At 60.4% G+C, this 24957-nt stretch carries 9 protein-coding genes; 2 read left to right on the plus strand and 7 right to left on the minus strand.

Annotated elements, in window-relative coordinates:
* The first annotated feature begins 311 nt into the window (after nucleotides 1-311).
* The gene (locus EDC39_RS11440) at nucleotides 312-1601 is read left to right on the plus strand and encodes a tetratricopeptide repeat protein (protein ID WP_148896523.1); all 1290 of its coding nucleotides are present in this window, start codon (nucleotides 312-314) and stop codon (nucleotides 1599-1601) included.
* A 560-nt stretch (nucleotides 1602-2161) separates the two neighbouring features.
* On the opposite strand, the gene EDC39_RS11445 is transcribed toward EDC39_RS11440, so the two are convergent.
* Nucleotides 2162-8209: a CxxxxCH/CxxCH domain c-type cytochrome gene (locus EDC39_RS11445; protein ID WP_187426766.1), complete on the minus strand. Its 6048-nt coding sequence runs from the start codon at nucleotides 8207-8209 to the stop codon at nucleotides 2162-2164.
* Between the two features lie 450 nt (nucleotides 8210-8659).
* Here EDC39_RS11445 and EDC39_RS15365 point away from each other — a divergent pair, with 450 nt between their 5' ends.
* Nucleotides 8660-9085: a hypothetical protein gene (locus EDC39_RS15365; protein WP_187426767.1), complete on the plus strand. Its 426-nt coding sequence runs from the start codon at nucleotides 8660-8662 to the stop codon at nucleotides 9083-9085.
* A gap of 137 nt (nucleotides 9086-9222) precedes the next feature.
* Here the strand turns inward: EDC39_RS15365 and EDC39_RS11450 are convergent, their stop codons facing one another.
* The 6 genes from EDC39_RS11450 to EDC39_RS11475 form a co-directional block, all read right to left on the minus strand.
* Nucleotides 9223-17325, minus strand: a complete 8103-nt coding sequence (locus tag EDC39_RS11450) for a CxxxxCH/CxxCH domain c-type cytochrome (RefSeq protein WP_187426768.1) — start codon at nucleotides 17323-17325, stop codon at nucleotides 9223-9225.
* Between the two features lie 64 nt (nucleotides 17326-17389).
* A complete protein-coding gene (locus EDC39_RS11455) occupies nucleotides 17390-18229 on the minus strand; it encodes a hypothetical protein (protein WP_148896526.1) in 840 nt (279 codons plus the stop codon).
* Nucleotides 18230-18291: 62 nt separating this feature from the next.
* Nucleotides 18292-21108 (minus strand): FG-GAP-like repeat-containing protein, encoded by a 2817-nt coding sequence (locus EDC39_RS11460; RefSeq protein ID WP_187426769.1) that lies wholly within the window; start codon nucleotides 21106-21108, stop codon nucleotides 18292-18294.
* A gap of 308 nt (nucleotides 21109-21416) precedes the next feature.
* Complete coding sequence (locus EDC39_RS11465; protein WP_148896528.1) at nucleotides 21417-22787, minus strand: sigma-54-dependent transcriptional regulator; 1371 nt, start codon at nucleotides 22785-22787, stop codon at nucleotides 21417-21419.
* Nucleotides 22780-24279, minus strand: a complete 1500-nt coding sequence (locus EDC39_RS11470; RefSeq protein WP_148896529.1) for a sensor histidine kinase — start codon at nucleotides 24277-24279, stop codon at nucleotides 22780-22782. Before EDC39_RS11470 ends, EDC39_RS11465 begins: the two co-directional genes overlap by 8 nt.
* A 72-nt stretch (nucleotides 24280-24351) precedes the next feature.
* Nucleotides 24352-24834 carry a hypothetical protein gene (locus EDC39_RS11475; protein ID WP_148896530.1) on the minus strand — a complete coding sequence of 161 codons (483 nt, stop codon included), beginning with the start codon at nucleotides 24832-24834 and terminating at the stop codon, nucleotides 24352-24354.
* Nucleotides 24835-24957: the final 123 nt, after the last annotated feature.

The raw sequence follows: 24957 nt of genomic DNA on the forward strand, positions 1-24957 counted from the left end.
CCTGTCATGCATCCACAGACTTTCAACACCCGGTTACTTCTGGTATCGTCAACTCTGTTGGATGACTATAGTCGAACATTGTCAAAGATTGCGCAAATCTTTTTCAGGTCGAGGCATGTTTATCGCAAATAGCAGCCGGGAATAAAGGACTCAGACACCCATCTTCCCGGCAACCTGATACGCTGCATTGATCTTTGGCGCCATACCGGACAGCTTTTCACCGTCCGAATCCGGTTGGCAGGCAAAAACCCGACCAATACATCGACATCCGCCACCTACTGACCAAAATCTGTAGAAAGGGAATGCTCCACATGTGGTTCGCCCGACATATCCTGCTGCTGTCGATCCTTTTCCTTTTCACGCCTTCCGTGACCGTCGCCGCTACCTCACGGGCTCCGGCCTTGCTGACCGATCCGGTTGCCCCCGTTCTCTGCGAAACGGATACCGAGGCCTTGCTGACATGGCGCACATACCGCTCGGAGCATCCTACCCTGGTTCTGTTATCCAACAATCCGTTTCTCGAACCGATACCGGCTGCTGTCGTCGAAGACGCCCGCCATCTGGTTCTCACGGGCACTGCAGAGCAGGTTCGGAACCGAAGCGTCTATCCCTCGAGCAACCCACTACTTCTCCCCGGCATGGGGCTTTCAGCCGCCCTCGAATCAGGGCTTTTTTCGCAGGTCGTCTGGATTCTTCCTCTGGCCGAAGAAACCCCTCTGCCTGAACTTGCGGCCTTTAAGAAACAGTTGCGGGAACACCACGTCCTGAACGAAAAGGAACTTGCCAGCCTGAAGCGGTCAGGCGACCATATCGCTGGCCAAGTCCGCAACACTCCCTTGCGTGTTTTCGCCTCCCACGCTCTTCCCGAACTTTCGGGCCCCCTGATCGTTCATTTCGATTTGAGTTATTTTTCTGCCCGTTACCGCAACGAAGTCAAAACCCCGATCTACCCCATGGTCGGCACCGAGCTGCAAAACTTGCGGGACAAACACTGGCCGGTACGGCAAGTCACCATTTCACAGAGCAACCTGCTCGGCAACGTCCCCCTCGGCATTCGTTTTCTCGGCCCCAATCTCGTGTCCCTGCTGAAAAAACCAGAGATGCTTGACAAGCCGTTGCCGAAAACCTGGAGAATGCGCGCCCAGGCCCTTTATCTTGAAAATTTCTTCAAAAAGGAAGAAATGCTCGAGCTTTTTCAAAAGATGGATAAACTCGTGCCTGACGATCCGGCTACGAAATACAGTCTGTACCAGGTTCTACGGCGCTTCAAGAACGGTACCGCCGCCCTCGGACACCTGGCTGAAGCCGTGCGCCTGGATCCGATTTACGCGCTCGAATATTTCTCTCTCGCCGAAACGGCCATGAAGAAAAAACGGCCGGACGCGGCCCTGGAGATGCTCTCGCTGGCACAGGCTGCACAACCTGACAGTCCTTGGCCCTCGCTGAGCCAACTCGACATCCTGTGGCAGATAGGACACGATCAGCCGATGTCCGTCATTCTGGATCGCCTGGACAAACTGCCCTGGTCCGAAGTGTACTATCCCGACATCCGGAAGCACCTGGACAACTACAGAAGAAAGTTGAATGAAAAATCCGAATAAATGCAAAACTCAATGTCCCGAAAAACCATATCCACCACGGCGGACCCTTTTCAGTTACCGGCAACTCGGTTCGGGACATCCAGACCAACAGCCTACTGTACAGCTGGCCGAACTGAACAGCCGGCGTTACTAATATCGCCGCCAGCGTTCATACCGTCTCAAGCTCCCACCCCGGCCGACGCAATCTGCTCGACTTCGTGCGCCGCATTCGCTTCGGTCCGACTCACTCGCCTGGTTCACAGTGAAACGCCGACATGACAGGGCTGGCTTGCATTGCGTGAAATGGGACTGACGGTCGACTGACGATTCAGAGCTGCCATCCGAAGAAACACCGATTCACGGTCCCTCTCCACCTCTGCCACTCTGCGTCTTCGCGTCAAAGGCGTTATTCCGATACAGTCCAAAATGAAAAGGCCGGATCGATCGACCCGGCCTTTCCACCTTCTTCATTTCCTCATTCTATCCTCAGCAGGGATGGACGCTGCCGCTCCCCACCACTTTCGGCTTGCTGTAGCGTTTCATGGTTTTTCTCCTTTTCGGCTCGTTTACCCTATCCGCTCTTACCAGGGCGTGACCTTGTTCCAGCCCTGACCATCCATGTCACCCAGCCCATCACCGGTTCCAAGCTCGCCGGGGATTCCGACACGGTGGCAGTTCTGCGATGTCGACCAGTTGGACGCGTGCCAGCCATCGGACCGGGTTGGAGTCGCGGTGGCCGCTCCATTTTTGACGCTGGGCGAATTGTCATCCACACTGACAGCGTTCTGCCAAGTATTATGCTTGGTATCGAGACAATTGGTGATCATCAGTTTCGGCAACCGCGAAGCGTGCGGGTTGTGGCACTTGGAGCAAGTGAACTGGTGATACTGGGTGTAAGTATCGCCCGAGAACCTGGCACTCACCCCCCAATCGAACCACTTGTTCTTCCAAGGTTCCTGTTCCTTGGCCGGATTGCCGTCGATCAGCCTCGGAGCATAACCGGGCGTATAATCACCGCTGTCACGGTAGCCATACCCCTCAGGACGGTCATAGGTCTGATTGGGATCGCCCGACTGCCCCATATCGACGACATAACCCTTATTGTTGATATCGTTCTTGCTGCGGTCGAGGATCTCCGTCTTGTTCGAACCGCTGCCGCCGATCACGGCATTGGAATGACCGTTGATGCCTACCCAGAGGTTCTCGCCGGTGGTCTGGTCCATACTGTCGACGTTGGTGCCGTGGCAAAGGGTGCACAGGCCGGCCATGTTGGCGAGCGTGGTGTTGACCGGGTAGGTTCCCACACCCTGGGCGTTCATGTTCTGGTCGATCCAGTAACCGCCCTTGGCGTTGCCGTTGGCGTCGAAGAAATCCTCATTGATACTTCCACGCGGCACGCGGCCATATTGGGTAATCGTTTCGAAAGTCGTTGTGCCGTTGATATTTTGCGGCGCGCCATCCTCGAAATAGGGATTGCCAAACCAGGTCCCGCGCAGATAGGGCTTGCCGTCGACATCGCCGGTCACACCGCCGGCCGCGGCCGTGTTGTGCACGTCGTGGCAGTAGCTGCAGCGGATATCGGCCACATTGTCGGGACTTTCGGTGTAGTTGTAGGCGCTGCCAGTCACTGCGCTGCTGCCATTGGTGGCATTGACCGAGTGCGTCGACTGGATGGCGCCGGTCTTGTAGCCGAAGTTGGCGCTGGTCCAGGTGGCGGTGGTCCAGTTGCTGGTGCTCAGGGTCCCGAAGTTGAAGTTCGGATAGGCACCGTTTGTGTCCGTGTTCAGACCCCACTCGCTGACGCCGTTGGCATCATGACAGGTCCAGCAGATTTCAGCTTCGGTTGTCATGCCACCGGTCGCCGTACCACCCAGCCAGATGCCGCCGTGACTGGTGTAGTTGATGCCGACGGTTGCATTGTTCGGCACCTGCACGTCACCGCTGTGGAATCCGTGGCACTTCTGGCACTGGGCCGCCCAGTCGGTGGTCCCGTCGATGACATCCCCAGTGCTCGCCTTAAGATGCGAACCGTACAGCTCGCCGGCAAAGCCGGAGTTCCCGGCCGGATAGACCACGGTCGGACCGCTACCGCCGGGAGCATGGCACAGGTCGCAGCTGCCACCGCCGAAATCACCGTAGCCAACGGTCCAGGTCGAATCGGCCAGGTTGTGGTTGCTGGCAGCACCGCCATGGCAGGCGTTGTCGCAGCCCCAGTTGGTTTCGTTGTAGCCGGCACCGGTACTCGGACTCGGGCCGTTCATGGTAATGACGCCGTTGCCGTGGTCGCCGGTACCCCAGGTGGCGTTGTAGTTGGCGTTGGTCTTGCTCGGCGCGAAGCCGTGGCAGGTCTCGCACTCGCTGTGGTTGGCTTGCACTTCTGGAGTGCCGTCGCCGTCCCAGTCATTGGCGTGGTTGACCAGCACGTTGCCGCGCCAGCTGCCCCAGACGCCGTGACAGGTCTTGCACTCGTCACCGGCAGCGCCGGTACCCGAAGCCCAGGCCTTGTTGTTCAGACGTGCCCAAGGAGCGCTGCCACTGCGGGGATTGGTCGCCCCTTCCTTGTGGCAGGTCATGGCACAGGTGTCATCGTCGGAAGTCGCGCCTAGAGTGATCCCGGCCACGAAGTCGCCGGCCACCGGGCGGCTCATGGCACTGTCCGCCAGCCCGGCGTCGCTGAAGTGGTTGGCGGGCGGGCCGCTATGGCAGGACGTACAGGCAATGTTGGCACCATGGTTCTGGCCACTGACGACACCGGTGATGCCGTGCATACCGCTGGTGGCACTGTTGTATTCGGTCGCAGTGGCTTCCGCCTTGTGGCACAGGGTGCACTGGGTGGCGACATCAATGGTGCCACTGCTCCAAGCCGGCGTCGTCTGGCCGCCATGACAGCTGACATCGCTGCACTGGCTCCCATTGAAGGCCGGCGTGCCGGCAGACATATCGTCGTATGTCGCCGCGATGTTGACCTGAACGGTGCCGTCGGCATGGCTGGCGCTGGCACCGTTGTGGCAGTAGTCGCACTTGGCCCGCACAGCCGCCTCATTGCCGACAGAGGCGGCCAGGGAAACGCCGAGGGCCGCGAAATGGGCGTCATGGGCACCGGTGGCCGGCCAGGGTTCGCCGGCGCCGTTGTTGTGGCAGCTGGCACAGTCGGTGCTGCCGGCCTGGCCCCAGGTCGGGGTGGTGCCGAAGTGGCAGCTGACGTTGGAGCAGGTGCCGTAGCTGGCACTCGGCGCCAGGCCGCCCGTGGCGCCAGTGGTGGTCCCCTTGTAGGTAGCGGTGCTGCCGGTGTTCGGCAGGGCACTGACATCCCAGGTGACGTTGCCGTTCATGTGGCCCTGGCTGCCGGCGCCGGCACCGTGGCACTTGGTGCAGTCGCCGTTGATCTGGGACAGCGGCACATGCACGGCATGGCTGCCGGTTGCCGGCGGGGTGGCGGCGCTGGCGCCGTGGCAGTCGCCGCAGACGACGGTGCCGTCCCAGACCGGGGCGCTGCCGCCGATGGTGCCACCATGGCAGTAGACATTGGAGCAGGCCTTGGTGCCGTCACCAGGGGTGCCGCCATTGTAGTTGACCCCAAGCTGGCCGCCGTAGCTGCCGGCCGTCGCCGGGCCCCCACCGCCGCTGGCGGTGAAGTCAACGTTGAAATGGACGTCGATATCGCCGCCGTTCGGCATTACGTAGCCGTTGTGGCAGGTCGCACAGTCGTTGAAGCCGAGGGTATTGACGTGCGTATCGTGCGCACCGGGGGTGGTGCTGCCAGTGACGTCGGTATGCACCAGGCCGGTGTTGGTGCTGCCGTCGGTATCCGAGGTGGTTGGCGGATCACCGTGACAGGCGTCACAGGCGGTCGGCAAAAAGCCGGCCTTGTGATTGTGGCAGACCATGCAGTCCTGCTGCAGGTAGTGGTTCTGGTTGGCCGGGGTAGCCGTGCTCATGTCATAGGCGTGATGCTGCACGCCGTTGGTCTGGGTCTCGTCCAGCGTGTGACAGACTTCGCAGACCCCGGTGCTGCTGGCATGGCTACCGACGGCGTCGCCGTAGTCGCTGCTGCCGTCGCGGGTATCGCTCAGGGTGACGGCGCTGCTGGTCGAACCGTTGGGCATGACGCTGCCGTCGGGGTAGCTGATGGTCTCCTTCACCCGCTTGATGTTGGTGGTGGTGTCGGTATGGCAGGTGTCACAGGTGAATTCACCGTACTTGCCGCCGGGCAGGCCCCAGGTGCCACCCCACTTGCTCGAACCGGTTGAGGCGGCGTTGTGCAACATCGGGTTGGAAGGCACTACATCCGTGATCACCGTCGGGTTGGTACCGCTGACGCCATCGACGTCGGTGAAGGTCACCCGCACCTGGTAGACCTTGAAGTTGGTCAGCCCGGTGATGTCGTAGATGTAGGGTGACGAGGCGTGGGCGATAGTGCCACTGCTGTTGGTGAAGGTGCTCCCATCGCAGGTGCCGACTCCGCCGGTACACTCTTCCCACTCGACCAGCAGGGTGTTGTCGCCGTTGACATCGCCGCTGTAGGAGGCCTGCACACGGATGGACGCATCCTTGCTGTCGGCGGTCACGTTGGAGACGTTGGTGTCGTTGGCGTTGTTGACGGTGATGCTGTTGCTCACCGGACCGACAGTATCGCCGCAGTCGGGATCGATGCCGGTCACCTCGAAAGTCACGACTTCGGGGCCGGTCGTGCCGTAGGCCGTCGAATCCCACGGACTGGTCACGGCGGTACCGTTGATGGTGTAGGTGAAGTTACCGACGTCACCGGTTACCGTGAACAGGGTGGTCAGATCGACGCTGCTGCCCGACACGCTCTGCCCGTTGGGGATGGTGATGGTGGAGGGGTCGGGGTCGACACAGGTGTTGTCGATGCTCACGGTCACCTGGGCGGCGCTGACGGCGTCACCGCAGTCGGGATCGTTGCCGGAGACATCGATGGTGACGCCGCTTTCGACAGTCGAAGTGCCGCAGGCGCTGGTATCCCAGCTGTACTCCCAGCGTGAGCTGGTGGCGTTCCAGCTCATGGTGCCGTTGGTAACGTTACAGGCACTGCTGCCGGCGATGTTGACCACCATGTTGGCCATGGTATCCGGAGCGGACTCCGTGCCGACCGCTGCCTGGATAGTCACCATCCCGGTCGCCGGGTCGGGAACGGTAGTGGTCAGGGTGGCCAAATCTGCGTCGGTGGTGTCGAACGCGGTAGCCGATCCCTGCGAGGTCAGGGTGCCGCAGGTGCCCGTCCCCTGGGCGCGGAAAATGACGTTGCCCGTGGTGCAGGAGGTCGGCGTATAGGTGGAGCCATTGGCCACCCAGGCACTCCAGGTGGTGCCGCCGTCCTCGCTCCAGCTCACCTGGATACCGGTGGCCGTGCCGCTGGCGCTCACGGTAACCGGGCCGGTGATCGGCGTGGTCGACGGCGAGAAGGTCGGTGCGCTCAGGGTCGCGGTCTCGGTGCAGGCGGTCCAGGTGAAGGACTGGCTGTTGCCCGGCGCCGTGGTGCCGCCAACATAGTAGACGGTGCCGCACTCGGGGTCGGTGCCGCGGGCATAGAGATTGTAGCTGCTGCCGTCGGTCAGCACCGCGCTGGCTTCCTGGGGATCGGCATTCCAGTCGAGCATAATGGTCTCGCCAGCGCCCGGATGTATACTCACGGCGGAAATCGACCACTCACCGCCATCGCCAGCGCCGGTCCAGCTCATGGTCGTCGTCGCAGCGCCGGCTTCGTAGCTCATCCCGGCGATGACCGCGCCCAAAGCGTCAGTATTCTCGACCCAGTAGGCGGTCTGGCCAGCACCGACAGCCAGACCGGCGCCCTTGTAGCCAACCACGATATCGACTACCAGATCGCCAGCTTGGGATGTGATATCGACCGTGGCCGGATCAGCATTCCCGGATGCGCCGTTGTGGCTGGTAAAGGTCGCCGTCTGGTCCACGCCGGAATAAGTCAGCGCACCACCGTAAAGAGGCTTGCCCGACGCCGTTGAAAGCGTAACTACGACATCGTAGGTGCCCGCAGCCGGCAACGATGCATCCTTGAGATACCAGAGTTCGGTACGGGCATTGGACGTGGCCGTATTGTCGGCCCGCAGTTGCGTCAGGGCAATGCCATTGTACGTGACACTCGTGACGGTTTCGCCGTTGCGATCGTCGAAAGCGACCCCGACCAGAAGCAGCCGGTCCGTTCCTCCACCGATGGTATGCTGCCACGTCATGGTCGCACCGCCAGCGGGCTGGTACAGGTTGCTCTGGGCATCAAAAGTCACCGCTCCGGCCCCTGCACCTTCGGTCACCCGGAATTCCAGGTTGGTCAGGTCGGTGACGTTGACCATGGAGGAACCGTTGAAATCGCCGGCCGCTGTGGTCGTACCGTTGAAACTGATCGATGAGGGGGTTGATTCGGTGCAGGGCGGAGTCGTTACATTAACCGTGTTGGAATCGGCACTCTCACAGCCCTCCCCGTTATTATATCCACGAACCGTGTAGTCATAGGTGGTGTTGGCGGCCGCAGTGTTGTCGGTGAAGTTCATTGTGCCGGCCGAGCAGGTCAGGTTGGTACCGGCAGCCAAGGCAACACCGTCACGATAGACTGTGTAGGTATCGCTGTTGGCGCAATCAGAGGACCAGCTCAACGGCACCGAGGTCGGAGTCAGGACTCCCGCCGCAAGGTCGGTCGGAGCAGTGGCGGAACAGGGCGGAGCAAAAGCGTACTGCTGGTAGATTTCAGCCAGCTGTTTGACTTCAGTATTATCAGTTGCCCCATCATCCGGAACAATACGGAAGTTAAAGACTCCCTGTGGAGAGCTGTCGTAGAGAGACGATACGTCAAATTCTATAATTTCGTAGTTACAACCGTTGCTGGTTGTCCCTGATGCAGTGATGATGGAGGCTGTTGAAAAGGTCAAGGCCCCGGTCGTCACGACATTGTCATTGTCAGTGTCATAGTTGTAAACGGTAATGGAGTTGAAATCGCTCCACATTTGCTTACCGCCGCAAGTTCCATCACCCTTCTCGTCAGAACCGATGATTCTAATTAGGTAGGGGATGGTCCTTGTCTGGCCAGTGGCCACACCAGTGTTGACATGGATTATGTTCGAACCGCCGGTCCCCTTATCTTTGATTTTCAATTTCCACGCAGCCGTGACCGCATCGCTGGTCATCAGGTCACAGTCGTTGGTATCGGTCCCGTCGTCTTCTCCATCAAGGGACTGAGCGGTGCTGTCGGCCATGGTTTCCCAACCAGCCTGAGCTGCCGTCTTATAGGAAAAAGCCTGGGCGATATTAAACCCATCGGTGGCAAAACCGTAAGTAGCGCAATTGGCAGCGGCTTCAACACGTCTGCCATTGCCAACGATTACCACCAACGTCAGAACGGCCACAAAGGCCAGGTGTGCAAATCTGAACATCCCTGTACTCCTCCAGATTCCATCCTTCATAGCCGTCCTCACCTCTTTATCATTGACTTTATTAACAGCTCCGCCATTCACTTTTCGATTGTTCCGGCCTGAAAAAAAATCCCGCACACGATCCCACTTCATCCGCTCCTCCGTCACGGGAAGGCACCCGGTGCGGGGGACAGAAGCCCCCCGCCCGTCTTTTCGGCTCATCTTCCCAAGCTGCGTTCGGTTACGCATGGTTCAACTCCTTACTTGGGAAGCTGGGTGTGGCAGGCGTTGCAGCTGATGCCCGTCGTGCCCCAGGTGATGGTGTTGCCATTGTGGCAGGCTACCGTGCAGTTCTTGGTGCCGCCGTCCCACATGGTGGCAGTGTTGAGCGGCGGGCTGACCTTGCTCTCGTCATGCGAGTTGGCATCGACCTTGTAGCCGCCGACACGCTGCCAGTTGTTGTCGAGCTCGGGCTCGCTGGTCGTGAAGTCACGTACCTGGGCCTTGGAGCGGACCGGATCGACCGGCGCGAAGCTGACGTCCTTGACGCCGTTGACATGCAGCGTCTTGTCAAGGTCGGCGTTGGTGATCACCGTCTTGTCAACCGCCGAACCTGTGCTGCCGTGGCAGCTGACGCAAGCGGTGTTGCTGCCGTTGTACCACTGGTTGACGGTGGCATTGTGACACAGGGCGCAGGTGATGGTGATGGCGGTTGTGACATCACCATGGCCGGCTCCCGTCGCACCTGCATCACTGATCAGGCCGGTGGTGCCACTGTAGATGTCGTCGTAGTGGATACCGACCACATGCTTGCCGTGGCTGCCGGTCGTCGGCTGGTTGCCATGGCAGTTCTGGCAGTAGTCGCCATTGGGGTTGGTGAAGGTACCTGTCAGGAAGTCGGGACTGCTTCCTGCCGCGACGTTGACGCCGTCGCTGTGACAGTAGACCCCCGAGCAGCTACCGGCAGAGTAGCCCGCCGCCGGATCGTTCAGCGCCTTGATGGTGCCGGGCGCGGTGGTCGGATCGAGCAACACATCCAAGGTACCGTTCTGATGGTAGGTGCCCTCGTCGGTCGGATGACAGACGCCGCAACCGTAGTTGTAGGCAGTACTCTGGGTCGAGATGGCGGTGCTGCCGTAGGCGGTGGCCGCCGAGCTGACATGCTTGGCATGCGCGCCGGTCCGGTTGTTGAAGGTATAGCCGAGCACCGTGTTGTTGTTGGCGCTGCCGCCGGTCGCCAGATGGCAGGAGTTGCAGCTGGCTCCGGGACCGTTGAGCAGATTCTCGGCGAAGATGGTCGAGGCCCCGGGACCGCGGGTCGGCGTGGTGCTGCCGTGGCAGACGGATACGGAGCAGGTACCGTTCGCCGGATCGTAGCTCATAGCCGTGTTGTCGTTGACTTCGATGGTGCCGTTTTCATGCATAGTAGCGAAGTCATACGGTGCGTCGGGAGCCACATGACACTGCGTACAGTCGGTGTGTGTTCCGTCGTTGATCTTGGCCAGATTGTGATTGACGCTCATGCCGGCACGCCAGTTGTTGAGCTGACCGTGACAGACGTCACAGCGGGCCGAGCCGAGACTGGTGGCAGTGGAATCGGCTGACGTGCTCCACAGCCGCTGCCAGTTGCCGCCGTCGCTGTGGCAGCTGGCGGCACAGGAGTCGCTGGTACCGACGGCAGCCTGGCTGAAGGCGGTGATGTTGCCGCTGACTGTGATGCCGCGATCGTCGTTGACGCCGCTGTCGACGACGAAGGTGCCGTTGATGTGCGTCGATGCGCTGGTATTGTCGATGGCCGGCAGGGCATTGTGGCACTCGGTACATCCTGCAGTACCCAGCGTGTCATCGTGCGCCTGCACCCCGGCGGCGCTGACAACATGAAGTCCGGTCGTGGGGTTGGCACCGGGATCACCGGGCGTATGACACATGGTGCAGGTGCTGGTCCCGGCATCATACCAACCGAAGGTCCCGGTGCCGGTGGTTTTGCCGTTGTGGCAATCAACACTGGAGCAGCTGCCGCCGGAATAGGCCGCATCGGTGTCGGCAGTTCCCCAGAGCGTCTGTGCATGACGATTGAGATCCTTGTCCACAAAGACCTCGGCCGGCAGGTTGGCGGTGGCGCCGTGGTCGCTGTCGTTGGTCACGGCGGCATGGCAATATTCGCACAGCGCCTTCTGCTTGCTGTCCGCAGCCGGATCGTCAAGCAAGGCCACCGCGCTCACGCCATAAACCCGCTGCGACAGGACATTCATGTGCTTGAGATGCCGGCCGGCATCATTAGGCCCGGCCGCGCCGTCACTGCCATCGGGCCAGTAGTTGCTGGCGCTGGCGCCGACCGTTCCACCACCATGACAGCCATTACAGCCGCTCGGTTTGAAGATCGGATTGCTGGTATGGCTGTGGCAGGTGGTACAGATCTGGCCGGAATTGTGGCTGGCCAGTTCCTCGGTCGTGCGGTTGAAGTGCAGAACCTCGGAAGGATCGTGGCAGACCTGGCAGACACCCTGGTTCGACGCGTTGGCATAGCTCGACCGGGCCGTGCGATCGGTGAAACCGCTGACCGTGTGGGTCTGGATGGTCGAGGCGATCATCGCGTCCTGGCCGCCATTCTGGCCGTGCTGGTCATGACAGGTCACGCAGGTCACACCATCGTCGGAAGTGCCACCGGTGGTCTGGGTGTTGGCGTAGTGAACGGCGGAATTCGGCACCCCGGTATGGCAGGCATTGCAGAAACCGTTCGGATCGGTGTTGTAATCCTTGCCGCCGATGGTGTTGAGCCGATTGGTGGTATAACCGATGTGGTCACCGGCATGGTCATGGCAATCAACGCAGGCTTTGCCGACACCGGTCTTGCCGTGACCGCTGTTGTCGTAGGCACTGCCGGCCCGAATCGGAGCCAGGGCACCATCGACATTCGCCTGGTTGTAGTCACCGTGGCAGGTTTCGCAGGCCACGGGACCGCCGGCGCTCCAGGTCGCCTTGGCACCGGTGCCAGCGAGGCTGACTGCCGTGCTGCCACCATGGCAGGTGTCACAGACCGTCACCGTAGTATCGCCACCGATTCCACCACTGGCGACTTCGTTGCCGTCGGCAAAGCTGATCTGACCGTTGATATGAGTTGCCTGCCCGGCCATGCTGGTGTTGTTGGCATTGGCGGCATGACAACGGCCGCAGTTGGTGCTGCCACCGACACTGGCATAGGGACCGTACTTGACATTGCCGTCAAGGTGGGTCGCGTGTACCCCGGTGGTCGGCATATTGTTATGGCACAGCAGGCAGCTCTGGATGTTGGTCGTACCCCAGGTGTAGGTGCTGTTGTTCGGTGCTCCGCCCTGGCCGTTGTTATGGCAAGCCGTCGTACCGCACGTTCCGTAACCTGTATTGGGCAGGGCAACTTCACCAGAGTACTTGCCATCAACCACCGGGCTCTGCTGGGCGCCAGTAATCACTGTGCCGCCGAACTGAACCGCCTGGTTGACCGTCGTCGGACCGGTCGACTTGATGAAGTGGCCATAGTTGCCGGTATTGTCCGGATGGCACTTGTCGCAGGTGATGGTCAGCCCAAAGGTGGCGGTGGCGTTGAGATGGTTGGGATGGGTTCCCGTCGCCATCTGGTCGGCGCCGGCATCATCCCCGTGGCAAAGGGCACAGGATACGGTATCAACACCCCAGGTCGCTACTTGCCCGGTGTTGGACGGGTCGTGGCAATAGGTGTTGGAACAGGTATTGGCACTGTCGACAAATGAGTTGCCCGCATCGTTGAACGGACTGTCGTCGACCGTAGCATTGTCCGCCACCGGCGTCGCCTTGTTGGTCAAGGTTTCGCCCTGGTCTGCGCCAGCCTGGCCGGCAGCATCAAGTCCACTGATGTGCGAGGTATCCGTTGGCAGGGTCCCATGACAATCAGCACACTGCATGCCCTCGGTCGTCACATGGGCAACGTGCGAACCCGTCGTCGGCGCCGCATTGGCAATGTTGTTGTCATTGGTGCCGTTGTTGTGACAGGCAGTACAGTTCAGACCATCGGCATCACCCCAGTAACCATCAGAGGCGCTGGAATCATGACACGCCGAGGCACATCCGGTAGCCGCTGCAGTAATGCCGGGCTGCAGCTGAACCGTGCCGTCCTGATGAGTACCGCTGCCACCGTCACCACCCGTCGCGGTATAGGTGCTCACGTCCGCGCCATGACAGATCACGCATTCGCTGACATCCAGCTGGATGCTGCCGGAGATGTCGATGTGAGCGGTATGCGTCGGCCCCACATAACTGAGGTCGCCGTGACAGGCTTCACAGGACGCCGCGTTCGTCCAGGTCTTCGGGTTCACCTGATGGCAGCTGGCAGTACAGGTTGAAGGTGCCCCTTTGGTGTAGGTAATCGTCACCGCACTGCCATTGTAAGTACCGCCGCCAGCAACATCGTAGAAGCCGGTACCATCGGTGGCACCGTTGAGGTGGTTGCCTCCGGAAACAATGGTGAAATCAGACTTGGCGGTTCCATTGTGACAGCTCTGACAACTCAGGCCTCGCGACAGGCGCAAGGACACCCAGTGGGCCTGGTGGTCGCCTGTGACAGGCGGCTTCAGATGACAGACCGTACACTTGTCTGTGGCGCTGTTGTCTCCCCAGTTGGGCGAAGGCACATAGCTGAAGAAAGGCGCAGCGGTGTCATCATCGTTGCTGTGACACTGCGAAGTCGAGCAGTTGCCGACGCCGGTGCTGGGGATGGCCACCTCACCACTATAGGTCAGTGCGGAAAGGACATCGACCGTTCCGTCCCTGTGTGCGGTGTTTGTACCATTGTCGACATGGCATTCGGCACACGCAAGATTATCGCCAATCAGTGCGGCATTGTTGACATGGCTGGTATGACTGCCGGTACCAGGGTCGGTCGAGCTATGACACAGATCACAGTTGTTGGTGCTGTTGCTGGTATCCCAGTCGGCAGCATAAGTTCCGCCGCTCGGATTGTGGCATGCAGCGTTGTTGCAGGTATTGTTCGCATCATCCCAGGTTGCGTCGACAACCGTGGCTTCATCGGCAACGGCCTGGGCCATGTCCTGCAGAATCTGCAGATCCGTACCAGCCGCATAGCTGACATGGCTGGTATCGGTCGGCATGGCACCATGACAGGTCGTACAGTCGACCCCAGTCAGTGCCACGTGCTTGCTGTGGGCAAGGCCGTCACCGCCACCATCGGCAGGCGGCTGGCCATGACAGGCATCGCAGGAAATGGTCCCACTGTTCCAAACCGTTGCCTTGCCGCTGGCAGTGCTGTGGCAAGCGGCGCTGCAGGTCACGGCCTGCCCACTGCCACCATCGGCGATGCCAGCAGCGAAATCAACCGTTCCGTTCTGATGTAGTCCGCCGCCGCCGCCGGTAAGCGTATAGGGATCAGCTCCATTCACCTGCGAACCGTGGCAGGCGGCGCAATCGCTCAGATCGGCGTCGATGGCACCGCCATTCTTGTTGACATGAGCCGGGTGCCCGTTACTGGCGATGGTTCCTGCATGACAGCCTTCGCAACTGTTGGCACTGGCCTTGAACGCTACTGTCGCATCATCATGATTGTGGCAGGTGATACATGCCGTCGTGCTGTTGTGACCGTCCGCCGTAGTGCGGTTGTAATGATTGATTCCGCCAACTCCTCCGGCCGGATCGTGACAGACCTGGCAAACACCGGAGAAACTGCTGGCATCGAAATAGCTGCTGGCAGCAGTCTTGTCGGTGAAACCGGTTACAGCCGCAGGTGCCTTGTTGCCTGCGGGACCGACACTGCTGAGCACCATGGCATCGAATCCGGCCCCAACACCATTGCCATGCGGCTCATGGCAGTAGGCACAGGAATTGCCGCTGGTGCTGCCTGACGTTCCATTGTTGGCATAATGCACTGCCTTGGTGGCATGACAGGTCTGGCAGAACGCGTCATCGGCTACGGCCCCACCGGTCAGTTGTGGATCACCGGTCGTGCCGTCGAAGTGCTTGCCTCCGCTGGTATCGTGGCAACCGGTACAGGCCGGCCCGGTGATACTGGACTTGCCATGACCGAGGGTGGCGAAACTGTTCTGCGCCGGGGCGGTATTGCCCTTGACAACTGCAATGGCACTACCGGTATGGCAGGTCTCGCAATCGACGGATGTCGTATCCGTCCAGACCGGCTCACGATCCGGTCCGGTCGTCTGACCGCTGGCCGCGCCATGACAGGTGTTGCAGGCCGACTGGGCCGGAGCATCGATCGCACCATTCACGTGATTTGCGTGGGAACCGGTATCAGCACCAGCACCATGGCAGTCGGAACAGGCAAGCTGCGGGCCGTTGGCGTCGAAAACATGCTTGGCATGGGCACCGGACAGGGGTGCTCCGGTATCACCGCTAGCATTGACCTGGTGGCAGGTACCGCACTGGCCGGTGGTCGGGTCGTCCCAGTCGGGAGTCGCATTGACACTGCCGTTGGAGTGACAATAGACCGAACAGGTCCCGTCGGTGCCGTAGGAGCCGCCCCCGAGAGTTCCGGCCCCGAGGTTGAAACTGCTGTTGAAGGAGACTTCCTTGCTGCCGTTGACGTGGTCGCCGCCAATAGCGGAGGCCAGCAGCTCGGTATTGCTTGCAGCGACGGTCGAATGGCAGACAGAGCAGTCAAAGGTCCGGCCAAGCATGGTGCCGGCACCGAGATGCTGCTGGTGCAGGGCGGAGTTGACGCCGCTCATACTGGCCGCATCGTTGCCATGGCACTGCTGGCACTCGTTGTCCGTCGTGTTTGCCGGAGTGAAGATGGTTCCCTTGCCGTTTGCCCAGCTGACACTGACGGTCTGCAGGGTACCGCCGCGCGGATTGCCGTTGGAGTGACAGTAGACGGCGGAACAGGTCCCGGGCGCAGCCGTGTTGTAGCTCGGACTGGTGGCTCCGCTGCCGGTGGTGACCGCCGGCAGGGTGCCGATGGCTCCGTCGAGAACCTGCTGGAAGGTGCCGGCGTCGTGATCGGCCGATCCGAGCTGCCCTGCGCCGTCGCCATGGCACACCGCACAGGCGTAGCTGTAGTTGCCGCTGCCGTTGGCATGCGTCGCGTGCGGAGTCAGGGATTCATCCTTGTACGCCGCCGAAGCGCTGTAGTCGTGCGCCGGGTTCTGGGTCGAAACCGCATAACCGCCCGGAGTGGTGTTGCCAGGCTGGTCCAAAGACGGAGCATAACCATGACAGGATCCACAACCTGCAGCAAACGAACCGTTCTGGTTGTCGTGTGCATGGCAGTCGGCGCACTGGGCGTCAGGCTGATGTCCTGTCGGGAAATCGTGGCAGGAAAGACAGAGGCTTCCATTGCCGCCGCCGTTGTCGTAGTTGGCGGCCGGCGGATAGGTGGTGTAGTCGAGAGTCACGGTGTCGTTGGTCGAACCGGACGCCTTGATGTTGGTGGTATCGAGAGTGATCTGCTTGCGCAGCATATAGATGTTTGGATTGCCGTTCGGATCGTAGTCGTGCCCGCTGTGGCAGACAAGACAGCCGAGCTGCTGCGAAGCCGCCGGCGCATGGCCGGTATATTTGTGACAGGACTGACAGATTGAGGAGCTGATGGTTTCGTTGCTGACCCCATTGTGCTTGAGGAGCTTGCCGTCACCCTGACCAACGGAGCCCTGGGTGTCGGCAGTTGAACCGTCGGAGTCGACCCAGTGAACACCATGACATGAGGTACAGGTCACCTCGCCGTTGACCAGAGTCACGTTTCCGTTGGCAGTCTGGGAGTTATCAGGGGTGTCATAGTATTTGTCTGCCGGATCGTTGCTGGCATCGGGCAGGTTGCCCGGAGCGGTGTCGAGGCGAACTCCCATGGGATGAGTCTCTATACCGTGATTGCTCACGTTCCAGTCGGCATGACAGTCAAGACACATGTCTTCGGCTACGTAGCCGCGGCTCGGGGGAAGTTTGAGGAGCTTGGGGTTCTGCACATTGTCGCCATGCGGATCGTGGCAGCGGGAGCAGGCTACCACACCAGTCGAAAAACCTTGACGGCCGTAGAAGAAGCGATTCGAAGGAGCCTTGGCGCCAGCAGCAGGGTTGGTGTCCGAAGCCCCCCAGTTATGGGACGTCTGCTTGCCGGGAGCCGGATTGTTGCCAAAGGCGTTGCTGGCATCACCGGCGCTGAAACGACCCGTGGCCGAAGCAACGGTGGAGTCGTTGAGCGTCACGCTCCCGGACGTCGTGTCGTGACAGTCCAGGCAGATGTTGGTCGTCACGCTCAGGGGGTCGGCACCCGCCCTGTGACAGTCTTCGCAGGGAAAGTAGTGAACCGCCCGAGCCTGGACCATGGCGGGGACCGCCACCAGCACCAGAGCCAGCACCAGAATGGTTCTCAGAAATCCGCTCCTCATTACTCGCTCCTCTTGTTTATCCATCAACAAGTCAGAATGTGACTGCAACACCGCGTTTCACGATCTATTTGACGTGGCAGGCCAGGCAGAGTGCACTGCCGGTGTTCGGCGTAATCAAAAACGGCGCATAATCCGGATCCGCAGAAATACCACCCGGGATCGGACCATACCAGGTTTCAAAATAGGTATCGTAGGCAACGTGAGGATCGTGGCAGGATGAGCACTCGACCCGCATGCCGCCGGATACGGCTCCGGCACCGAAGAAACGCACCCCCCGGGAGATGGCGTCGGCAGGTGCCCGCAGCCCTCCACCGTCAGGCTGGCTCGATTCCTCGGTGTAGGCGTCGAAATAGCTGAAGGAAATCGGGTGATCGTCCGACAGGTCGCCGGTGCCATTCGGGTTGGCCGCGCTCTCGCCGATGCGCGCGCTGGCCGATCCAAATCCGGATACGATATAGACAGGTACGCCCGGCCCCTGGAACTGGTTCTCGGGCTGTCCGGTCGGGTTACTGTTGTTGGTGTTGATGATACGGTTGGTGGCGATGCTGCCGTCGTGACAGCTCAGGCAGAGCAGCGACTCGCTGGAAACCGGACGGCTCGTGTTGCCGGCGGCGGCAGTCAGAGTCGCGCTGTTGTAGTGGGTGAAACTTCCGGCCCCCGGAATCTGGCGGTTCCAGAGCGGCCCGTCGAGAGTGCCACCATGCGGAGTATGGCAGAAGATGCAGATCTCTTCTTCGTTGGTTGTGTACTGGTTGTCGAAGGTCGACTGCGGATTGCCGCCCATATTGGCGGAAAGGTTGTGAATGGTGAATTCGACGGCCTGAGGTCCGCGCACTGCAAGGGCGGTTCCGGCAGAAAGCACCAGTGAACAGCAGATGACCAGAAGTTTTACCATAGCTCTCATGACAGCATCCTCTTGTCTATATCGGTAACCGTAATCTGAAGCACACCCAGCGTTTCGTCAATTCAGGGCAGCAACCCCATCAGCTCGTCGCAGGTCGCCGCCGCCTCGGCCGGCAACCCCTGGGCATTGCGCAGGGAACTGATCGCCGACGGCAGTGCGGCAAGATCACCGGCACTGGCACTCGTCTTCGCCTGATCGACCATGGCCAGCAGTGTCGGATCGCCGGAGTCATTGGTGATCATATCGGCAACCTGGTCGAGTTTCTGTACCAGAACATCGAAGAAGGCAGCCACCGGTTCGCTGCCCCGTGCCTTGGCAAAGCGAAGGACCCCGTTACCGTCCGCCGCCAGAATGTCCTTGCCTTTGCGGTCATCAGCGTCGACAACAAAGAGACCGGAACCCTGCTGGAAATAGCCCATCGTACGCTTATCGGCTGCAAACACGACCACCCGCTGCTGAGGGGCGAGACCACTGCCGGCATTCTCCAACAGAAAAACCTTCTTGTTTTTCGCGACGAGCAGATCCAGATCACCGTCGGCATCCCAGTCGGTCGGGAAAGGAACCACTCTCTTGGGCTTACGGGCGGCAAAGAGCACCTTTTCGAACTGAAGGACGGGCGCTTCGTCGCTTCCCACGTTGAGGTAGAGCTCGACCCTGCCGTTATCGCCACCGACAAGAAGATCCTTCAGGTTGTCACCATTCCAGTCGACAACGACCGGCGCGGAATGCCCACCGGCGGTGATCATCTCGCCGCCGGCGGTCAACTCGACGGCGGCCGCCCCGTCAAACACCGGCATTCCGGGGACACCACTGTTGAGCACCAGCCGCACCAGACCATCCCTGGCACCATAAACCAGGTCAGCAAGACCGTCATTGTTCCAGTCCGCCACACAGGGAGCCAGGTCCCGCTGGAGCAGCTCGGCCAGCACTTCCTTGTCACCAAGCCGCAGATAGCCCCCCGTGTCGGTTATCTGCAACGCCGGATAATAGGCTATTTTCCTGCCCCGCTTACCGACCAGAAGATCCAGTCGACCATCGCCGTCAACATCCGCGATCCAGGGCATGAGAATCCCGTTGAACCGGATATCCTGGTAAGTGCCATCAGCAGCCAGCGCCCGAATACCGTGGCTACGCTGAAAATGCCCGACGGCTTCCTTGGACGGCCGCAGGTCGGCAACGAAATGGGCCGAGCCACCGGATTCCAGGGTCACCATGCCGTAAACAGGCTCGAACCCTCTGTGGACCACCGCTACCTGGTAATCGCCCGCCGGCGCACCGAGCTGTACGTAAGGCGTCTGACCGACCTTGCGGCCAAGATAGCCCGGATTGCCCCCCAGATAGACATCAGCACCGGGAACGTTTGAATCAATCACCAGGCCGGTTTCGGCAAAGGTAAAGCTCTGCGTGGCACTGACAGCCTCGGAGCCGGTGGCGTCAACTGCGGTCACCGCCCAGGAATAGACTCCGCCGGGCACCATGGCATCGTATGCCGGGGTCTGGTTCAATGCAATCCCGGAAACGGCATCGACAGCGGCCAGAACATTGCCGGCGGCATCGACGATCTGCAACAGGTAACCCACACTGTCATTGGGGTCGGGGTCGGTCGATGCAGCCCAGACAAAGAGACTGGCACCAACGACATCCCCCGCCTGATCGGCCGGGCTCTGCAGGACGGGAGCGGAAGGAGCTTCGGCAACGGCATTGACAAAGAAGGTCGCCGAAGCCTCGGCGGAATAGTCGACGCCGTCGAAAGCCTTGACGGTCCAGACACACCCGGCGTTTTCCGGCAACGCGGTCTGCACCTGGTAACCACCGGCGGGCAGCCCCGCTCCCACCTCGACCTGAACACCGTCGCAGGCGACAGACACATCGTAGGTGACGGGATCGCCGTCGGCGTCAGTTACGGCGGAATAGTTCAGAACCGGCGTGGCGCTGGCCACGACCGAACCGTCCATGGGAGAAAGAATGGACGGCGACGGCGGCGCGGTATTGGACGGCACCTGATAGTTGCCGATACCGAGGACGGCGGCCGACGGGCCATCGGCATAGCTGCCGGAGACGAAAAGCCTCCCCAGCCCGTCCATCACCACGTCCTGCGGCAGGGTGGCGCCGGACACCAGGGACGTCAGATCGATGGAGCCGAGCACCGGAGCCTTGCCGCCGGAAGCGGCAGCGGCAAAGTCGAGCACCGCGATCCTGGCGCTGATGTTGTCGATGAAGTAGCCCCGCCCCTGGCCGTCGAAGGCCATGCCGCGAAAAGAGAGCATCTGGGCTCCGAAATCGGCGGCCGCGGCATAAGTAACCAGCAGACCGCCCTGGGGGCTGTAGACACGGACTTCGCCGGGGGCCTTTTTGTCGGCGACGAAGATTTCGTCGGTGACAGGATTGATGACCATGGCCGAAAGCGCGCAGAGACGACCGCTCACGTCAACAGAAAAGGAACCGGCCAGCACGGCATTGCCGGAACCCGAATCCTGGTAGAAGCGCACCGTCTTGGCGGAAGCATCAAGAACGTAAATCATGCCGGAGCTGTCGAGGTCGATCTCGCCGGCACCGGCAAATTCACCGGCTCCCCGACCGAGATAGCCGAGAACCGCACCGGTCCTGCCGTCGAGGATCGCCACCTGGTCGCTGGTGAAATCGCCGTCGGAATCACCGACCACGTAGATGCGACTGCCGTCCGGAGTCACCGCCAGGCCTGCACCGGACACCGGAGCGGCGTTGAAACGCCCCTCGAGAGACCCCAGCTTGCTGAACTTGAGAACGCCGGCATCGTGATCGGCTATATAGAGATTGCCACTGTCATCCAGGTCTATCGCCCCCGGACCCGCCATCTGCGAACCGACCCCGAACGTCTCGAGATAGGTTACTGTCGGCATGACAGCCTGCGCCGACCCCGTCCCGAAGACGACAGGACTCAGCGATATGACCGCAATTAGGCAAATGACTTTGAGCAATCCATTCATGGAAGGCCTCCTGCACACGACGGACACGATGTTAGCCCCTGAAATTATTGTGTTTTTGAAAAATGCGCTTCTTTAGCCACCTATTCAACATGCAACCATGGTACCAACGCTGAAAAAATGGCCGATCTCGACGAGGCAACGGCCTGCCACACAAAAAAAGGCCGCCTGATGGCGGCCTTTTTTGCAGCTTTTTTCCGACCCGGCCGAGCCCGCTGTCAATATCAGAGGAACCCGAACTTCTTCATCCGGTAGCGGAAGGCGTCGATGCCCAGGTTCAGCTTTTTCGCCGCCTTCGACTGGTTGCCGTCAGCCAGCTCGAGGGCCTGGCGAATCAGCTCGCGTTCGACATCCTCGATGTCGATCCCTTCCGGCGGCAACTGGAAACCGATGGGACCGCTGGCAACGGCAGGGGTGCGGGAAACGATTTCCTGTGGCAGATGTTCGAGCAGCAGGGTTTCGTCGCTCTCGAGGATGATGGCCCGCTCGATAACGTTCTTCAGCTCGCGGGTATTGCCCGGCCAGGGGTACTCCATGAGGAATTTTTCCGCCATTTTCGAAACGCCCTTGACGTTCTTGCCGAATTCGCGATTGAAGTGATCGATGAAATGGTGAACCAGGGGCATGATGTCTTCCTTGCGCTCCCGCAGCGGCGGCAGAAAGATGGGAATGACCTGGATGCGGTAGTAGAGATCGTTGCGGAAGGTCTTCTCCTCGATGGCCTTGAGCAGATCCTTGTTGGTGGCCGAAACGATGCGCACGTCAATGGAAATATCGCGGGTGCCACCGATGCGGCGGAATCGACGCTCCTCGAGAACACGCAGCAGCTTGGCCTGCATGCCCAGTTCCATGTCGCCGATCTCGTCGAGAAAGATGGTTCCGCCGTCGGCGATTTCGAACAGCCCCTTCTTCTGGCTCTTGGCGTCGGTGAAGGATCCCCTTTCGTGCCCCATCAGTTCCGATTCGAGCAGGGTTTCGGGAACCGCAGCGCAGTTGATGGCCATGAAGGGCTTGTCGGCGCGGGCGCTTTCGTAATGGATCGCCTTGGCGACCAGCTCCTTGCCGGTGCCGCTTTCGCCCTGGATCAACACGGTGCTGGCATCGGACTGGGCGATCTTGCGAATCATCGTCTTGACATTTTCGATATGCTTGCTGACGCCGATGATGTTTTCCAGCCCGTACTTGCTGGTCTGCTCGGAACGCAGATGAGCGACTTCGCGCTTCAGGTCGCCCGTCTCGAAAGCTTTCTTTATGACGATGGCCAGCTCGTCGAGATTGAACGGTTTGTTGATATAGTCATGGGCTCCGAGCCGCATCGCCTTGACCGCCGTTTCCAGCACCCCGAGGGCGGTGACCATGATGACGATGATCTCCTCGTCGATCTCCTTGATCTTTTCCAGCACCTCGAGTCCGTTCATGCCCGGCAACTGGATGTCGAGCAGTATCAGGTCGGGCGCTTCCTGCTGCACGAACCGCAGGGCATCCTCGCCGGATGCGGCGGTGATGACATCGTAGCCCTGCTTGGTCAGGTTCTGCTCCAGCGACCAGCGAATCAACTGTTCGTCGTCAACGACAAGTATCCTGTTTTTAGCCACCTGTCTCCTCTTTCCTGTCGAATTCGGGCCGGAACTGCACCGGCAGTTCTATGATGAAAGTGGCCCCACGGCCAACTTCGCTCTCAACCCTTATGGTCCCACCGTGCTGTTCAACCAGTTGCTTGCAGATCGGCAGGCCGAGGCCCGTTCCCTGGTTCTTGGTGGTGAGAAAGGGGACGAAAATCCGGTCGAGCATGTCGGGGGGGATGCCCGGCCCGGTATCGCGGATTTCGATGTGAATGAGCTGGTTGCCGCCGCGGCCCGTCACCACCGAGGTCTGCACGGTCAGGGTCCCCCCATCCTCCATGGCCTGGATGGCGTTGATGATGATGTTGAACAGCACCTGCTGGATCTGCTTGGCGTCGACTAGCGCCGGCGGCAGATCCCGCGCCAGCTCCTTGACCCGGTGAATGTTGCGCGCTTCCGGGTGCTGCGAAATGAAGAAGAGGGTTTCCTTGATCAGGCTGTTGATATCGACCCAAGTCAGTTCCGGCTTGCCGGGTCGGCCGAAATAGAGCAGGTCGGTGACCGTCTTGTTCAGCCGGGCGATCTGTTCGAGCACCTGGTCGATCACCTCCCGCCGCGGATCATCCTCGGGGAAATCCTGCGCCAGCACCGAGATGGCGCCACTGATGCCGGCCAGGGGGTTCTTGATCTCGTGCGCCAGACCGGTGGCCATCTCGCCGACCGATGCCAGGCGATCGGCCCGCTGCATCTGCTGATAGTGTACCTCCTCCAGCTCTTCCCGGGCCTGCTGCAGCTTGTCGACCATCGAGTTGAAACTGCGGATGAGGCTACCCATCTCGTCGGCATAGCGAGGCTCCAGCCGCACCGAGAGATCTCCCTCTTCGACCTGCGCCATCTTTTCCGCCATGTCTTCCATGGGCCGCTTGACGAAGCGCAGCAGCAGAAAGGAAATGCCGGCCGAGAGAATGAGGATGGTCACCACCATGTGCAGCATGAAGGACTGGTAGGATTCCCAGATCTGGTCGGTCATCTGCTCGAGGGAAAAATTGAGGTTGAGCACGCCGACCACCTTGCGACCCGGGCCATGGCAGAAAAAGCACTGTTCATCGGTGATGATCGGCTTGACCAGTCCCAGCACCTCCCGGCCATCGACCTTGAAAACGCCCTCCCGGCGATTGTTCTGGTAGAGGGTGAGGTCGAAGCTCTGCAGCCGGCTGCCGATCTCCCCGGGTCGGGCTGATTTCAGAATGGTACCGTCGGGGTGAAAGATGCGGACATTGGTCAGACTGTGACTGCGCCCGACCATCTCGAGGATATTCTGCACATCGTAGCTGTTGCCGACCCGCATCGAGTTGAAAATGGCCTTTTCCACCGTCGACAGCAGCAGCCAGGCGCTTCTGCGAGTCGAGTTGATCAGATGTTCCTCTTCCCGCCGGATATGAAACATGGTGAAGGCACCAATGACCACCGACACCAGCAGGATATTGAGAATGATGACGCGCGCGACAAGACTGTGAAAGATCACGACCGGACCGCCTCCCGTCGGACATTACGGAACGTGAGGCGCACCGGCAACAACGCGGGTCTTGTCCGAAAGTCACTTGCCGTCATCACCGACCAGGTAGGAAAGGATGATATCGTCCAGCCCCGGTTCTTCGGCCGGCGCCGGGGGAGTTTTTTTCACCTCGGGTTCGTCACCCTTCTCCGTTCCGGCACCACCCGCGTCACGGACCGGCTCAGAATCGGACAGAGGCAAGGAAACGGCGGCTTTCGGCTTTTCGACCACCGGATCGGCCGCCGGATTGACCACTCCGTCGAGGCCAGCGATCCGGTCGTCGAATTCACCGTCCTTCAGCCGGCGGAGCATCTCCCTGTGCTGCTCCTTCATCAGGTCCTCGACGACCTGCTCGAGATTGCTGACTTTCGTGATATCGGCGTAGGATGTCTTTTTGGAAGCAAGGATGGTACCGCCGCAGTAGAGCAGGGTCACGATGTTGGGCGAACGCAATCCGCCATCCTCGGTCTGGACGTGAAAGAGTTTGCCCTTGTAGCGAAAGTTGTGATTGAAGCCGACGATCATGATTCCTTCACTTGTTCAGGCCTCGCACAACTGGCCAGGATTGTTTTCAGACTGCTGAAAAAAACCGGCCGCGGTTCAGACCTGCCAGTTTCCGACACTTGCCTCCGAACCTTTTTGAGCAGC

Source organism: Geothermobacter ehrlichii (assembly GCF_008124615.1).
Classification (GTDB): domain Bacteria; phylum Desulfobacterota; class Desulfuromonadia; order Desulfuromonadales; family Geothermobacteraceae; genus Geothermobacter; species Geothermobacter ehrlichii.